Origin of the sequence: Selenomonas sp. KH1T6, from assembly GCF_900108415.1 — a bacterium.
GTDB classification, from domain to species: domain Bacteria; phylum Bacillota; class Negativicutes; order Selenomonadales; family Selenomonadaceae; genus Selenomonas_B; species Selenomonas_B ruminantium_A.
The window spans coordinates 251,116-266,515 of record NZ_FNWN01000001.1 but is presented as its reverse complement, the minus strand read 5'-3'; the positions used below and the strand labels follow the sequence as shown (position 1 = coordinate 266,515).

General features: G+C 56.3%; 12 protein-coding genes. All 12 read left to right on the top strand.

Annotated elements, in window-relative coordinates; genetic code table 11:
* Window positions 1-81 precede the first annotated feature (81 nt).
* The 12 genes from nadA to BLW59_RS01165 all read left to right on the top strand — a co-directional run bounded on the left by nadA (window position 82) and on the right by BLW59_RS01165 (window position 15,262).
* Complete coding sequence (gene nadA, locus BLW59_RS01220) at window positions 82-1,011, top strand: quinolinate synthase NadA (protein ID WP_175463322.1); 930 nt, start codon at window positions 82-84, stop codon at window positions 1,009-1,011.
* Complete coding sequence (gene nadB, locus BLW59_RS01215) at window positions 996-2,645, top strand: L-aspartate oxidase (RefSeq protein WP_074695448.1); 1,650 nt, start codon at window positions 996-998, stop codon at window positions 2,643-2,645. The genes nadA and nadB overlap by 16 nt, the downstream gene beginning before the upstream one ends.
* Window positions 2,646-2,681: 36 nt before the next feature.
* Window positions 2,682-3,521, top strand: a complete 840-nt coding sequence (nadC, locus tag BLW59_RS01210) for a carboxylating nicotinate-nucleotide diphosphorylase (RefSeq protein WP_074695446.1) — start codon at window positions 2,682-2,684, stop codon at window positions 3,519-3,521.
* A 410-nt stretch (window positions 3,522-3,931) separates the two neighbouring features.
* Window positions 3,932-4,378, top strand: coding sequence for a cellulase N-terminal Ig-like domain-containing protein (locus BLW59_RS18070; protein WP_074695444.1), 447 nt, complete (start codon window positions 3,932-3,934; stop codon window positions 4,376-4,378).
* Window positions 4,279-4,632, top strand: coding sequence for a glycoside hydrolase family 9 protein (locus tag BLW59_RS17615; RefSeq protein WP_318258210.1), 354 nt, complete (start codon window positions 4,279-4,281; stop codon window positions 4,630-4,632). The genes BLW59_RS18070 and BLW59_RS17615 overlap by 100 nt, the downstream gene beginning before the upstream one ends.
* A complete protein-coding gene (locus BLW59_RS17610) occupies window positions 4,547-4,786 on the top strand; it encodes a glycoside hydrolase family 9 protein (RefSeq protein ID WP_074695440.1) in 240 nt (79 codons plus the stop codon). The genes BLW59_RS17615 and BLW59_RS17610 overlap by 86 nt, the downstream gene beginning before the upstream one ends.
* Before the next feature lie 291 nt (window positions 4,787-5,077).
* A complete protein-coding gene (locus tag BLW59_RS01190) occupies window positions 5,078-5,998 on the top strand; it encodes a sugar ABC transporter substrate-binding protein (protein WP_074695438.1) in 921 nt (306 codons plus the stop codon).
* A gap of 12 nt (window positions 5,999-6,010) precedes the next feature.
* Window positions 6,011-7,717 carry a methyl-accepting chemotaxis protein gene (locus BLW59_RS01185; RefSeq protein WP_074695436.1) on the top strand — a complete coding sequence of 569 codons (1,707 nt, stop codon included), beginning with the start codon at window positions 6,011-6,013 and terminating at the stop codon, window positions 7,715-7,717.
* Window positions 7,718-7,904: 187 nt separating this feature from the next.
* Complete coding sequence (locus tag BLW59_RS01180; RefSeq protein WP_074695434.1) at window positions 7,905-8,390, top strand: cytochrome c3 family protein; 486 nt, start codon at window positions 7,905-7,907, stop codon at window positions 8,388-8,390.
* Window positions 8,383-9,705 (top strand): ammonia-forming cytochrome c nitrite reductase subunit c552, encoded by a 1,323-nt coding sequence (locus BLW59_RS01175; RefSeq protein ID WP_029544202.1) that lies wholly within the window; start codon window positions 8,383-8,385, stop codon window positions 9,703-9,705. The genes BLW59_RS01180 and BLW59_RS01175 overlap by 8 nt, the downstream gene beginning before the upstream one ends.
* A 168-nt stretch (window positions 9,706-9,873) precedes the next feature.
* Entirely contained in the window at window positions 9,874-12,993 is a 3,120-nt protein-coding gene (locus BLW59_RS01170; RefSeq protein WP_074695432.1) for a glycoside hydrolase family 2 TIM barrel-domain containing protein, read from the top strand.
* 13 nt (window positions 12,994-13,006) lie between these two features.
* A complete protein-coding gene (locus BLW59_RS01165) occupies window positions 13,007-15,262 on the top strand; it encodes an alpha-galactosidase (protein WP_074695430.1) in 2,256 nt (751 codons plus the stop codon).
* The last annotated feature ends 138 nt before the right edge of the window (window positions 15,263-15,400 follow it).

Here is a 15,400-nt window from a genome sequence, read left to right as displayed (position 1 = left end):
GATGGGGAAAATAAAGTTAGAATAGCATTGTCTACTGTCAAGACAGTAGACAATGCTATTTCTTATGTGAGGAGTTTGTTTATGGAAGATATCATTGAGGAAATCATGGAACTGAAGCGGCAGCGCAAGGCCGTAATCCTGGCCCATGTCTACCAGCCGGAAGAGATTCAGGAAATTGCCGATTTCACAGGGGACTCCTTTGGCTTGTCCCAGCAGGCTGCCGCCACTGATGCGGAAGTCATCGTCTTCTGCGGAGTGCGGTTCATGGCGGAGACCGCCAATATCCTGTCCCCGGACAAGATTACCCTGCTGCCTGCGGTGGATGCTGGCTGCCAGATGTTCACCGATGCCATTACGGGAGAGGTTCGCAGGGCCAAGGCAGAGCGCCCGGAAGCGCTGGTGGTTTCCTATGTGAACACCCCTGCAGCTGTCAAGGCCATGAGTGACATTTGCTGCACCTCATCAAATGCTGCTGCCGTGGTGGCTTCTTTGCCCCGGGAACAGGAGGTCATCTTTGTTCCCGATGCCAACCTTGGCTTCTGGGCCGAGGAGCAGTGTGGCCGGGAACTCCTGAAGTGGCAGGGGGGCTGTCCCATCCATGGACGGCTCACGGTGGAAGATGTGCGCCGGGCCAGGGCAGAGCACCCTGGAGCCCTGGTGCTGATGCACCCGGAATGTCGTCCTGAGGTGCGGGAACTGGCAGATTATATCGGCAGCACCACGGGCATTGTCAATTTTGCGCAAAAAAGCCAGGCAGAGGAATTCATCATCGCCACGGAGGAAGGGGTCATGTACGAATTGACAGAGCGTTGTCCAAGCAAGAAATTCCATCTGGCATCCAGGAAGCTCCTTTGCGTCAATATGAAGAAGACCTCTCTGGAGAAGGTGCGTGACGCCCTGAAGAACATGGAACCCCGGGTGGTGGTGCCGGAGGAAATCCGCCTGAAGTCTGTGGCAGCTTTGGAAAAGATGCTGGCTGTAAAGGGGGAAGCAGCATGCAGCGCTATCTGATGAATTTTGACACCAAACGGATGGAGACCCGCCGGACAGAATGCCTGGTGATCGGCAGCGGCGTGGCCGGCCTCACTGCCGCCTGCCAGCTGGCCCGTCATGGCCATCATGTGCTGCTGGTGGTGCGGGACACTCTGCAGGACAGCAATACCAGCAAGGCTCAGGGGGGCATTGCCGCCGCTTTGGGAAAAGATGACAATCCGCAGCTGCATTTGGAGGATACCCTGGTGGCAGGAGCCGGGCTCAGCAATGAATCCGTCTCCCGCATGGTGGTGACAGAAGGGCCGGAGGAAATCCGCTGGCTGGCAGAAAACGGCGCCGAGTTTGACAGGAATGAAGATGGCAGTCTAGCCTTGGGGCGGGAGGGCTGCCACGGCCGCCAGCGCATTGTACACAGCCATGGTGATGCCACCGGGGCAGAGGTGGCCCGGGCCCTCAATGATATGGCAGCCAAAGAGCCAAACATCAGGACGATGGAGGGCTGCTATGTGGTAGATTTGCTGACCCATCGGGGCCGTTGCTATGGGGTTACAGCCCTCTGGCATGGAAGGAAGATATGTCTGCGGGCAGAGCATACGGTCCTGGCTGCCGGCGGCCTGGGACGCCTCTTTCAGCACACCACCAATCCTGATGGTGCCACCGGTAGCGGCCTGGCCATGGCCTTGCGGGCCGGGGCAGCACTGGCAGATATGGAATTCGTGCAGTTCCACCCCACGGCCCTGGCTCTGCCCGGCTGTCCCAATTTCCTGATTTCCGAGGCGGTGCGTGGGGCTGGCGCCCACCTGCTGGATCTTGAAGGGAGACGCTTCATGCCGGGTTATCATCCCATGGCAGAGCTGGCTCCCAGGGATGTGGTAGCCCGCTGCATCTTCCGGGAGATGACCAGGGCTGAAGCCAGCCATATCTGGCTGGATGCACGCCATATCGAAAAGGTGACGGAAAAATTCCCCATGATTGCTGCCACCTGCCGGGACTATGGGATAGACATGGCCAAAGACCTGATTCCCATTGCCCCTGCTGCCCATTACATGATGGGGGGCATCCACACGGATATTTGGGGGCGCACTGACATTGAAGGCCTGTACGCCTGCGGTGAGGCAGCCTGCACCGGCCTGCAGGGAGCCAACCGCCTGGCCAGCAACAGCCTGCTGGAGGGGCTGGTCTTCGGCCGCCGGGTGGCTGTCATCATAGGCAAGACCAGGCTACCCCAGGCGGAAGCAGGCCTCAGGTGGCGGGAGGAAAGCCTGGCAGAGGAGAAGCAGGGTGAGGTACAGGCTGACATAGCCCAAAGCAGGCAGCTTATGAGCCGCTATCTGGGCATCGTCCGCAGTGAAGAGGATTTGGCTGCGGGCGAGGAAAAACTGCGCCGTCTGGCAAGTGTCTATGCAGGCTGCAGTGCGGATTCCCCGGCAGAGCTTGACCTGCATGCCGCCCTAACCTGCGGCGCCCTGATGTTCAGGGGGGCCAGGCGCCGCAAGGAAAGCCGCGGCGCCCATTATCGGGCAGATTATCCTGAGAAGGATGAAGCCTTTGCCCAGCATTTCGGTGACCAGTGCAGGGTCAACGAAGAGGCAGGGGAGCCAGAAGAAGAAAATACGGCCGCAACTGCTGTTTTGGCCTGGGGCCTGGCATAACTGAAACATCATCGTCATAAGGAGAAGGATAAGATAATGGATATATTAGGACTGGACAAAAAGATTGCGGACTGGCTGCAGGAAGATATTGGCAGCGGCGATATTACCACTCTGGCCACTGTGCCGGCAGGAGCAAAGACCAATGCTGTCATCCACGCCAAGGAAGCTGGCATTCTGGCCGGTGTGGAAGCAGCCAGGCGGGTCTTTGGCCTGTTGGATGGAGAAGTTGAGTTTGCCGGTGTCCTGGCAGACGGGGCTAAGCTGGCACCCGGTTCCGTCATCGCCACGCTGGACGGCAATGCCCGGAGCATTCTCACCGGGGAGCGGCTGGCCCTGAATCTCTTGCAGCATTTATCCGGAGTGGCTACCCGTACCCATAAGCTGGCGGCCATCGCCGCGCCTTATGGGGCCAGGCTGGTGGATACCCGCAAGACCACTCCGGGAATGCGGCTGCTTGATAAGTATGCCGTGAAAGTGGGCGGCGGCGCCAACCATCGCCTGGGACTTTACGATGCCATGCTCATCAAGGACAACCACATCAAAGTGGCTGGCGGCATCAGGGCGGCTTTGGAGCGGGCCAGAGCGTATGCTTCCCACATGACCAAGATCGAGATTGAAGTGGAGGACCTGGCCGGGGTGGAGGAAGCCCTGGCAGGGAAGGCCGATGTCATCATGCTGGACAATATGGCGCCGGACATGATGGCGGAAGCGGTGCGCCTCATTGACCACCGGGCCGTGGTGGAAGCTTCCGGAGGCATTGACGAAACCACTCTGGCAGCCGCGGCTGAAAGCGGCGTGGATGTGATTTCCGTGGGGGCCCTGACACACAGCGTCAAGGCCCTGGATATCAGCATGGACATCGGCAGGATAAAATAAGCTACGCATTTCCTGTTCCATAAAAATGTAACAGTGTTACAAAAATGGACTATTTATGCAATTTTTCTTGTAGCAAAGTTGCAATTGCTGAAAAAAGCCTTCTCAGTTTCGCAAAAAGCATGATATGATTTCTTCTGTCCCCATTCCCCATAAGTTTTATCCCGATGCAATTTCCTTTTTTATTCACAAGAAAATCCCATTTTTGAGATCCCTGAAGATTTGCCGTCCACTTCCCGGTGGATGGCGCTTTTTTTTGCAAAGACCTGACCCATTGAGATGCTTCGAGGAGGAAATAAATGATGGGGGTGGACGAGTGGCTGAAGCCATTCGATGACAGCAAGCTGCCTTTGAGGGCTGAGTACAAGTCCATCAAGTACACTCCATTTGTTGACTGACTGGGGGATGATTTCATGATAAAGAACAAGCAGCTTGGCCGGCTGGTCATGGCAGCCGTAACCGCCATGAGCATTTGGGGCGCCTCTGATTTTGCCGAGGCAGCAGATGCCGGTATGCATGTGGATCAGGTAGGCTACCTCTCCGGCTACAGCAAGGCGGCTATGGTGACGGATTCCGGGGAGGGGGAGTTCTCCCTGGTGGATGTGAAGACGGGCCAGACCGTTTATCAGGGTCAGCTTTCGGCACCCAAGTATGACGCCCCATGTCTGAGGAAACCCTGCGCCGGGCAGATTTCTCTGACTTCAAGGCAGCAGGCACCTATGTCCTCAAGGTGGGAGGCCGCACCTCCCCTGAGTTTGCCATTGGGGATAATGTCTATGCCGTTCCTGCGGTTCAGACCCTGCGCTCATATACCCTTTCCCGCTGCGGCAGCCCCATTGATGACGATATCACCGGGCTGAAGGTGAAGATGGGTCACCCCCAGGACAAGGAAGCCCAGGTTTACTTCACTGACAAGCTGAACAAGAAGGGTGATAAGGTGGATGTCACCGGGGGCTGGTATGATGCCGGCGACTATGGCAAGTATACCACCACCGGGGCTATCGCAGCAGCTGAGTTGCTGCTGGCCTATGAGGCCCATCCTGAGTCTGGACAAGAGCTTCCTGACCGGTGCCGGGGCCAATCCCCCCGAGCATCCTCACAACCGCATCCATGAGAGCACCGGCGCCTATGTGCCCGGCCTCTTGGTAGGCGGCCCCAACGCTGTCATCGGCGGCGACCCGGACCAGACCAAGTATCTGGAAAGCGGCCATGTTCCCACGGCCAAGTCCTATCTTGATGTGCTTTCCTCCTGGTCCACCAATGAGTAAGCCATCGACTATACTGGCACGGCAGCCTATGCCCTCGCCTGGTTTGCCAAGGCTGACCCGGGAATCACGGCAGCCCAGTTGAAGCTGAAGCGCCAGTTCCCGCCGGTGGAAAAATAAGAATTTCTCCGAATAAAATAATTTTGCCAAGCCTCCATATTTCGCTGTTATGCTCCATTTGAATGGCGGGATATGGAGGTTTTTGCTTATTTTATGTCGAATAAACGACATCAAAGTAGTTTGACAACACAACTGAAGCGTGTCATCAACCACAAGATACAGGGAGGGTTCAATATGAAAATGCCGGGCAAACTTATGGCGGCGGCCTGTGCAGCAGTCATGGCCTTGAGCCTTGCTGGCTGCGGCTCAAAGGGAGCAGGGGGGAATACCGTTTACTTTGCTGCCCATGATGAGGCCAAGGATTTTACCGGGCTTCTCTATGAAGGGGTGCAAAAGTCTGTTCAGGGCGTGCAGGTGGAGTTCCTGAACAGCAAGGGTGATTCCAATCTGCAGATTGACCAGGTCAACGAGGCCATCGACAAGGGGGCGGCAGCTATCGTGCTGCTGGCAGTGGATGGCTCGGCGGCCATCCCCGTAGTGGAGCGGGCCAATGAAGAGGGGATTCCCGTCATTGCCACCAACCGTGACCTGAACGGAGGCCAGTTCGCCCAGGTCATGTCAGATGAAAAGCAGGCAGGGAAGCTTCAGGGGGAGTATATGGCCAAGCACCTGCCGCCCAATGCCAAAGTGGTTTATTTCATGGGACAGTCCAGTTTAAGTGCTGCCCAGCAGCGCTGGGAGGGCTTCAAGGAAGCCTGCCTGGACAAGCGGCCTGATGTGGAGCTTTTGATGAAGCAGGACTGCGGCTGGAGCGAGCCTAATGCTTTCAGGACCATGAGCCTGTGGCTGAAGATTTTCCCCCAGATTGACGGGATTATAGCGGGCAATGACAACATGGCTCTGGGTGCTGTACGGGCCCTGAAGTCTGCGGGACGCCTTCAGGGTGTGCTGGTGTCCGGAGTGGATGCCACGGAGCCTGCGGTGAAGGCTGTGGCAGCCGGGGAGATGGTCCAGACTGTGAAGCAGGATGCGGCCAAGAGCAGCGAAGAGATAGGGCGTCTCATTCAGGAGGCAATGGCAGGCAAGGTGCCCACCGAGGATGTGAAGGTGCCCTTTGTGGAAATCACCCGGGAAAATGTGGCCCAGTTCAAATAAGGGGGGAGAGTCATGAACCAGCTCAGTGTAAGAGTGAAGATATTGCTGCTGGCGGCCATCATGCTGGTGGTTACCTGCCTAGTGGCGGCGGTGGGCATCTATTCCAACAGCCAGGCCAAGCAGTCCATTGATGATATGTACAACTACAACCTTATGACCACCCAGTACCTCAGCGATGCCAACAACCAGCTGAGGGGGCTGGAGATGGATATCTCCTATGTATTGCAACAGGACTATGCCCAGGATGACAGGAACCTGATACTTGGGGATATGGAGGGCAAGATCAAGAGTATCCAGGACAATGTGGCCAAGGTGAAGGAAATCGACCGCAGCCAGCGGGCCCAGGAGACTATCCAGGTGCTGGAAAAAGACCTGGCGGACTTCGCCCAGCAGGTGAAGTCCTGTGAAAGCCTCCCCAATACCCCCGAGGGCAGGATTCAGCTCTTGAAGCATCTTTCCGGGGCAGCACCCATCGGTGAGGGCCTTTCGGTGCTGACCCCTGACAATGTGCTTCAGGGCAAGCTGCTCTTTCAGGAAAATAATGTGACCTATAGCAGGACCATCAAGATAAATGTGGCCATCATTCTGTTAGGCCTTTTGGTGGGCATTGGTGCCGCCACCATTATTGCTGGCAATATTGCCACCCCCTTGCAGGAGTCTGTGAACCAGCTCAACGCTGTAGCAGATGGGGACCTCACCCAGGAAATTCCCGGTGAGCTGGCTGACCGCCAGGACGAGGTGGGAATTATGGTCCAGGCCCTGCAGAAGATGCAGAAATCCCTGCGGGCTGTGCTGACGGAAGTGCTGGCAGAAGCTGACAAGAGCGTGGCCATGGCAGAGGAAGTCCATGAGCTGGTTGGCTCCCTCAATGACAGCACCCAGGATATGTCTGCCGTTACCGAGGAAATGGCTGCAGGCATGGAGGAAACGGCAGCTTCCACTGCTAATCTCCAGAACCTCAGCGGCCATATTGGCGAGGGCATAAAGGGCATCACGGAAGAAGCGAGGAATACTGAGGACTACACTGAGCAGGTGGCAGAGCGGGCCAGCCGCTTGAAGGAAACCATGAAGGAATCTTCCCGTTCGGCCCAGAGCGTCTACACGGAGACCAAGACTGCCGTGGCGGAGGCCATCGAGTCTGCCAAGGTAGTGACGGAGATCACCAATCTCACCCAGGGCATTACGGAAATCGCCGAGCAGACCAACCTGCTGGCCCTGAATGCCGCCATCGAGGCCGCCCGGGCCGGGGAGCAGGGCCGGGGCTTTGCCGTGGTGGCTGATGAAGTCAGGAAGCTGGCGGAGCAGTCCCATGATACAGCCATGAATATCCAGTCCCTTACCGGCAAGGTGACGACTTCTGTCCAAAATCTCTCCAGTGGTGCCGATGACCTGCTGTCCTTTATGGAAAACAATGTGGGCAAGGATTATGACCTCATCAATGAGACAGCCACCCAGTACCAGAACGATGCGGACTATCTCCGGGGCTTCGCCCGGAAGAGCAACCAGTCTTCCCGGGAGGTGGCCAAGTCGGTGGAGACCATGAACAATGCCATGGGCGAGATTGCCAAGGCCACCCAGGAGGGGGCCGTGGGCAACACCACCATTGCCGAAAAGGTGGCGGATGTGGCAAGCAAGGCTAATGAAATCCTGAGCAAGGTAAACATGTCCCGCCAGGGCGCAGAAAACCTCAAGAAGCAGGTGGCGAAGTTCAAGGTTTGAGATTGTAATCAACACGCCAAAAATAAGCCAGCAAAATTTTTTTCTTGAACCAGCCGATTTTGGCTGGTTTTTTCTTATATGTGTTGCTGGGGCAACATATACATTTGTGTTTAGGTGATATAATCTAGACAAATCGGATTGGTGTGAAAATTTTAGCAATACCGAAGCAGGAGAGGAGGGAAGCGGTTTGGAAGCAAAAGACCTGTTTCAGAAACACACCCTGGCTTGTCTGGCAGGCGGTTTTGCCCTTGGGGTCATTGTCCTGGGGATTGGGGCGGCCTTCAATTCTATTTCTGGGTCCCCTGAGTTCTGCGGCACCTGCCATGCCATGAAGGGAGAAGCGGCCAGCTTCATGGAATCATCCCACAAGAACCAGCAGTGCGTGGAGTGCCACCTGCCTCATGACAACACGGTGGTCTACTTCATGGAGAAGGGACGCACGGGCATGGTGGATATGTACCATGAGCTCATGCGGGATTATCCGGCACATATCAAGCTGTCGCAGGATGCCCACAAGATGGTGAATGACAACTGCCTGCGCTGCCACAGTGCCACCATGGGTGAGGTTCACGCCACCAAAGAGGCCATGGACACCGGCGGCGACTGCCTGAAGTGCCACAGCCGTATTGCACACGGTTCGAATCACCTTGAAGGGGGGATAAAAGTTGAGTAAGATGCAGAAATATCTGATTGGGATTGCAGCCGCATGCGTGCTCTTCTTCGGGTTCGTCATCGTGCGCATCGGCATCGCCCAGCCCAACGACAATAGCGTGAAGCTGGCGCAGATTTCCCATGAGAACTACGCCCATCTGGGCAAAGAGGCCTACAAAGATGCCTATCCTTTGGAATACAATTCTTACATGAAGAACAATCTGGGCGGTGCTTCGCCTACCGGCTACGGCGGCAGCGACCCGGGCAAGTCCTACATAGAGATGCAGCCGGAAATCCTGGAGAATTTCAAGGGCTACAAGTTCTCCGTCCAGTATGATGTGGCCCGGGGCCATACCTGGGCAGGGGTTGACCAGCTCAATTCCCAGCGCATCCCGCCCCAGAAGGGCAACTGCATAGTCTGCAAGGGTTCCTGGATGTATGACAAGTGGTATAAGGAAAGCGGCTGGGATTTCGCATCCAAGCCCTTTATGGATGCTACGCCTCCCTTCACCAACAAGGACACGGTGGAGGGCACGGACCTCTACTTTGGCTGCTCTTCCTGCCATGATCCTGACACCATGGAACTGCGGGTCTATCAGCAGGGCTTTGTGGAATCCATGGCTATGAAGGGCATCGACATCAGCCAGGCTTCTCACAACGAGATGCGCAGCTATGTCTGCGGCCAGTGCCACAATGAGTATTACTTCATGAAGGAAGACGGCAGGGTCCGCCATCCCTTCATCGGCGGCTGGGAGCCGGAGGAACAGTTCCAGTGGTATCAGAGCGGCCAGGCTGGCGGCTTTACCCAGGACTGGGTGCATCCCGACTCCAAGACCCTCATGCTGAAGGCCCAGCATCCTGATTTCGAGATCTGGAAGACCAGCGTCCATGCAGATGCTGGCGTGACCTGTGTGGACTGCCACATGCCTTATATGCGTGAGAGCGGCAAGAAGTACACTTCTCACTGGATGACCAGCCCGTTGAAGACGGTAGAGGAATCCTGCCTCAAGTGCCATGACGAGAGCAAGGAAACTCTTATCGCCCGGGTCAAGACCATCCATGACAACAACTACAAGCTTCAGCGCACTGCAGGTCAGACTGTGGCCCGGGCGCATCTGGCTGTGAAGGCAGCTATGGATGCAGGCGCCACCGATGACCAGCTGGCAGGCATCCGCCTGAAGCTCCGCGAAGCACAGTGGTATTGGGATTGGGTAGCTGCAGAGAACGGCAACGGCTTCCACAACCCCGACAAGTGCATGCGCATCAGCGGCGAGGCCATCGACCTTGGCCATCAGGTCATTGAAGAGGCCAATGCTTTGATAAAAGGTTCTTTGTAAGATTAAAGAAGAAAAAGTGAATCAGTCTTTGGCATGTCCCGCCCAGGTTTCAGACTTGGGCGGGATTTTTATGGCAAAAGACTTGCTTTTTATTGTTTCATACCGTATAATGTAAATTACATAAAGAAAACGTTTACAGAATCCTGCATATATTTGGAGGCATGGAGTATGGTTACTGCTAATTTCACTTTAGAAAAATTGGGCGACCCGGCTTTTTTCCAGGAAAATCGTCTGGAGGCTCACAGCGATCATGAGTATTTCCGCAATGGGGAGGAAATGGCCCGGGGCATTTCTGGCTTCTGCCGCAGCCTGGACGGCCTGTGGTACTTCCACCATGCCAAGAATCCTGCCCTGCGGCCCGTGGGATTTGAGGCAGAGAGTTATGATTGCCGTGTCTGGGACACCATCAGGGTGCCGGCCCACTGGCAGCTGGAGGGCTATGGCCGCCCCCAGTACACCAACCAGACCTATCCCTGGGACGGCCATGAGGTAGTGAGGCCTGGGGAGATTCCGGAGCGTGAAAACCCTGTAGGTTCTTACGTCAAGTACTTCTCTTTGCCGGCCAATTGGGAAAACGCTTACATTTCCCTTCAGGGCACGGAATCTGCAGTAGCAGTATGGCTAAACGGACACTATGTGGGTTACAGCGAGGATAGCTTCACCCCCGCAGATTTCGACCTGACCCCATATCTGGTACAGGGGGAGAATAAGCTGGCCCTGCAGGTCTACCGCTTCACCTCCGGCAGCTGGATCGAGGATCAGGATTTCTGGCGCTTCTCCGGGATTTTCCGTGAAGTTTTGCTCTACACCAAGCCCCAAGTCCACATTGAAGATGTGGAGGTTAAAGCTGTTCCTGTCCACGAGTACAGAGACGGGGAAATCGAGCTCAAAGTCAAGTGGAACAGCCCTGCTTCTAAAGCCTTGCAGGTGAAGCTCTTCGACCCGCAAGGGGAACTGCTGGCCGAAGAAAGGCAGGCAGTGGAAGGGGCAGAAGAATCAAGCGTCATATTCTCTGTGAGAGAGGCAAAACTTTGGAGTGCCGAGGCACCGAACCTTTACAGGGCTGTCCTTTGCGTTTATGACGGGGCAGGGGAGCTGCAGGAAGTGGTGCCCCAGGAAATCGGCATCAGGGAATTCAGGCTGGACCCTGAGGACAAGCTCATGAAGATCAACGGTCAGCGTATTGTCTTCAAGGGCACCAACCGCCATGAGTTCGACTGCTATCGCGGCCGGGCCATGGAGCAGGCTTCCTTTGAGCAGGACATCATCACCATGAAGCGGCACAATATCAACGCCCTGCGCTGCTCCCATTATCCCAATTCCAGCTATATTTACAAGCTCTGTGACAGATACGGCCTCTATGTCATTGATGAGACCAATCTGGAGACCCATGGCAGCTGGCAGAAGAACGGGCAGCTGTCCATTGATGAGTACACACTGCCCAACGACCATGAGGAATGGCTGGAGATTATCCTTGACCGGGCCAAATCCATGCTGGAGCGCGACAAGAATCATGCCAGCATCATCATCTGGTCCTGTGGCAATGAGTCCTGCGGCGGCAGGGACGTATATGAGATGAGCGAGTATTTCCGCCAGCGCGACCCTTCCCGGCTGGTGCATTATGAGAGCACCTTCTGGGACCGCTGCTACAATGATACCAGCGATATGGAAAGCCAGATGTATCCGAAAGTTGCTGAGATTGAGAAGTTCCTCTCTGAGCATCGTGACAAGCCCTTCCTTTGCTGCGAGTACACCCATTCCATGGGCAACAGCAATGGCGGCATGCACAAGTACACAGAACTGACGGAGACAGAGCCCTTGTATCAGGGGGGCTTTATCTGGGACTTCGTGGACCAGGCTCTCTGGCATAAGGACAGGTATGGCAAGGACGCCCTGGGCTATGGCGGGGACTTTGGCGACAGGCCCACGGACTATGATTTCAGCGGGGATGGCATTCTCTTTGCCGACCGTCGTCCCACCACCAAACTGCAGGAAGTGAAGTTCAATTATCAGAACTTCACCCTGCTTCCCAGCAAGGAGAGTGTGACCATCGCCAACAAATCACTCTTCACGGATACGAAGGATTTTGACCTGCGCCTTGCCCTGTTGCTGGATGGCAAAGAGGTTTGGACAAGGAAAATGGCAGCTCCTTCCGTCCTGCCAGGAGGGAAGGGCACTGTCGAGCTTGCCCTGCCGGACTTCGGTGCCGGGGAATATGCGTTGACCGCTTCCCTTTGCCTGAAGGAGGAGACTGCCTGGGCACAGGCAGGTTTTGAAATTGCCTTTGGCCAGGGTGTATGGCAGCAGGAGGCAGAAGCTGTGCAGGCACCTGAGAGCCTGCCTGTCCATTTTGTGCCACGCCTGCCTTTGGAGAGCACGGAAAAGCTTAAGGTGGTGCGCGGAGACATCAATCTGGGGGTGCAGGGAGAAGGCTTTGAAATCCTCTTTTCCAGCGCTCAGGGCAATATGACCTCTTACAAGGTAAATGACAGGGAACTGCTGGACCGCATGCCCCAGCCCGGCTTCTGGCGTGCTCCCGTCAACAATGATTACGGCTGCCGCCGTGATTTCGAAACAGCCCAGTGGAAGCTGGCCAGTCTCTATCAGCGCTGCGTGAAGCGTGAAATGCTGGTCAAAGGGCAGTGGCAGGAGTTTGATTGGTTTGGCCAGCTGGGGCAGAAGGAATACGAAGCAGAGGAAGTTAGCCTGCGTTTCACCTGGGAAATGGCTACCCAGCCGATTTCCTCCTGCACAGTTGCTTATACGGTCAAAGCTGGCGGCATCGTAAAGGCAGAGCTGGATTACGAGAAGGTGGAAGGCTTGCCGGAATTGCCGGACTTTGCGCTGGTGCTGGCTCTGCCCGCTGACTATGACAGGATCCGCTTCTACGGCTATGGTCCCCTGGACAACTACTGCGACAGGCAGCAGGGCGTGAAGCTGGGCATTTATGAACAGACGGTGGCAGGACAGATGGAGCCTTATCTAATGCCCCAGGAGTGCGGCAACCACGGCGGCATCCGCTGGTTCGAGGTGCTGGACAACCGGGGCAGGGGCCTCAGGATTTACGGCGACCTGCCCTTTGAGGCTTCGGCTCTGCCTTACACCGCCCACGAATTGGAAAATGCCCGTCATGGCTACGAGCTGCCGGCTGTGCATCACACTTATCTAAGGGCTTCCCTGGGCCAGTGCGGCGTAGGCGGCGATGATACCTGGGGAGCGCCTGTGCTGGAGGAATATCGCCCCCAGAATGAGACAAAGCATTTTGAGTTCTATATCCGCGGCATCTGAAAGGAGCATCGTGATGATTTCATATAATGAAAAGACAGGAGTATTCCATCTCAAGAACAAGAAGATGAGCTACGTCATGCAGGTGGTGCGGGGCAGGTATCTCCTGCACCGCTACTGGGGCAGGCCCATCAGGGAATTCCGGGATGGACGGGCTTTCCAGGCCATTGACCGCGCCTTCTCTCCCCAGCCCGGGGACTATGAGAATGAGCGTACCTTCTCCCTGGATGTGCTGCCTCAGGAATATCCTGCCTACGGGCATCTTGACTACCGTACTCCTGCCTACGAAGTGAAGCTGGCAGACGGCACTGCCGCCACGGAGCTTCGCTATGACAGCTATGAGATAAGGCAGGGCAAGCCTGCCCTGGCGGGCTTGCCGGCAGCTTACGCCGAGGACCAGGAGGCAGAGACGCTTATTATCAGGCTGCGGGATCTGGCAGGCAATCTTGCGGCAGAGCTCAGTTATACCATCTTTGCCAGTCTGCCGGTGCTGGCCCGCAGTGCCAGATTGGAAAATACCAGCGACAAGGCCCTGGCCCTCACCGGAGCTGCCAGCTTTGTCCTGGATTTCCCCGACCATGATTTTGACCGCCTTTCTCTTTACGGCGGCCATGCGGCAGAGCGGAGCCTGGAGCGGGTGCGCCTGATGCGGGGGATACAGGAGAACAGCAGCCGCAGGGGGGCCAGCTCCCACCAGCAGTCTCCTTTCCTGGCGCTGGCCCGTCCGGACACGGGGGAGACCAGTGGCGAAATCTACGGTTTCAGCCTGGTTTGGAGCGGAGAGTTCTCCTTCAGGACCGAGGTGGAGCAGTTCGGCACAGTGCGCGTGGTGGGGGGCATCAATCCTCAGGGCTTCAGCTGGCAGCTGGAGCCGGGGGAGAGCTTCCAGACTCCTGAGGCCTGGCTGGCCTACAGCCATGAGGGCATGAACGGCATGAGCCAGTCCTTCCATGAGCTGGTGCGTCACCATATTGTCAGGGGCAAGCACCGCGATGCCCTGCGGCCCATTTTGGTGAACAACTGGGAAGCCACCTACTTCGACTTTGATGATGAGAAGATGGACAAGCTGGCAGAGACTGCCAAAGAGCTGGGCATTGAGCTCTTGGTGCTGGACGATGGCTGGTTTGGCAAGCGGAACGATGACAATTCTTCCCTGGGGGATTGGCAGGTGAATACTGCCAAGCTGAAAAATGGCCTGAAGGGGGTGGCAGATTCTGCCCACAAGCGGGGCCTGAAGTTCGGCTTGTGGTTTGAGCCGGAGATGGTGAGCGTGGACTCTGACCTGTATCGCGCTCACCCGGACTGGGCTTTGCAGGCACCGGCTTATCCGCTTACTTATGGTCGCCATCAGCTGGTGCTGGACCTTTCCCGACAGGAGGTGCGGGATTATGTGGTGGAGTCTGTGAGCAGGATTCTCAGGGAAAATCCCATCGATTATGTGAAATGGGATTTCAACCGCCATATTACGGACGCTTACTCTGCCAAGCTGCCGGCTGAAAGGCAGGGAGAGGTGCGCACCCGCTTTGTGCTGGGCCTCTATGAGGTGCTGGAACGCATCACCCAGTCTTTCCCGGAGGTGCTCTTTGAAAGCTGCTCCGGGGGCGGCGGGCGCTTTGATGCGGGCATGCTTTACTATATGCCCCAGACCTGGACCAGCGACGATACTGATGCTGTCCAGCGCCTCTCCATTCAGAGCGGCACCAGCCTGGTGTTCCCGCCCATTACCATGGGTGCCCATGTCTCCGTGGTGCCAAACCACCAGGTGGGACGTGTCACCAGCCTGCAGATGCGCGGTCTCTGCGCCATGATGGGAGACTTCGGCTATGAGCTGGACATCACCAAATTCACGGCAGAGGAGCGCCGTGAGGTGAAGGCCCAGATCGAGCTGTACAAGAAAATCCGCCCCACCCTGCAGCTGGGCAGTTTCCATCGCCTGCTGACGCCCTTTGCAGGCACGAAGAACGAGACGGCCTGGCAGTTCATCAGCCCCGATGGCAGCCAGGTGGTGCTGCTGTACTTCAAGACCCTGGCTGAGCCGGCCTCTCCTATCCGTCTCCTGAAGCTCACGGAGCTGGACCCTGAGGCAGAGTATGAGCTGACTGAGTACCTGCCAGCCCAGCGCACCTCCATGGACTTCGGCGGTGAGCCGGGCATGGATATCAAGGGCAGGGGCTTCTATGGCGATGAGCTGATGTACAGCGGTCTTAATGTGGAAAAGATTGATACTGACTTTGCGGCCTATTGCTGGGTCTTTGATAAGAAACAGAGATAAATGACAGGTGATGTCCCATTTCCTGCGGGAAGTGGGGCATTTTCTTTTCACTTTTGGGCAAAATATATTGCACTTTTGTGCGCCTGATGTTACAATTTACAGGAGATGTTACATTGTGGTAGAACAATAGTGCTTCAG

Excerpts from the sequence above, each read along its gene's own strand:
- nadA (WP_175463322.1), top strand. The coding sequence starts at position 82 with ATGGAAGATATCATTGAGGAAATCATGGAACTGAAGCGGCAGCGCAAG.
- nadB (WP_074695448.1), top strand. The coding sequence starts at position 996 with ATGCAGCGCTATCTGATGAATTTTGACACCAAACGGATGGAGACCCGC.
- nadC (WP_074695446.1), top strand. The coding sequence starts at position 2,682 with ATGGATATATTAGGACTGGACAAAAAGATTGCGGACTGGCTGCAGGAA.
- BLW59_RS18070 (WP_074695444.1), top strand. The coding sequence starts at position 3,932 with ATGATAAAGAACAAGCAGCTTGGCCGGCTGGTCATGGCAGCCGTAACC.
- BLW59_RS17610 (WP_074695440.1), top strand. The coding sequence starts at position 4,547 with ATGAGGCCCATCCTGAGTCTGGACAAGAGCTTCCTGACCGGTGCCGGG.
- BLW59_RS01190 (WP_074695438.1), top strand. The coding sequence starts at position 5,078 with ATGAAAATGCCGGGCAAACTTATGGCGGCGGCCTGTGCAGCAGTCATG.
- BLW59_RS01185 (WP_074695436.1), top strand. The coding sequence starts at position 6,011 with ATGAACCAGCTCAGTGTAAGAGTGAAGATATTGCTGCTGGCGGCCATC.
- BLW59_RS01170 (WP_074695432.1), top strand. The coding sequence starts at position 9,874 with ATGGTTACTGCTAATTTCACTTTAGAAAAATTGGGCGACCCGGCTTTT.
- BLW59_RS01165 (WP_074695430.1), top strand. The coding sequence starts at position 13,007 with ATGATTTCATATAATGAAAAGACAGGAGTATTCCATCTCAAGAACAAG.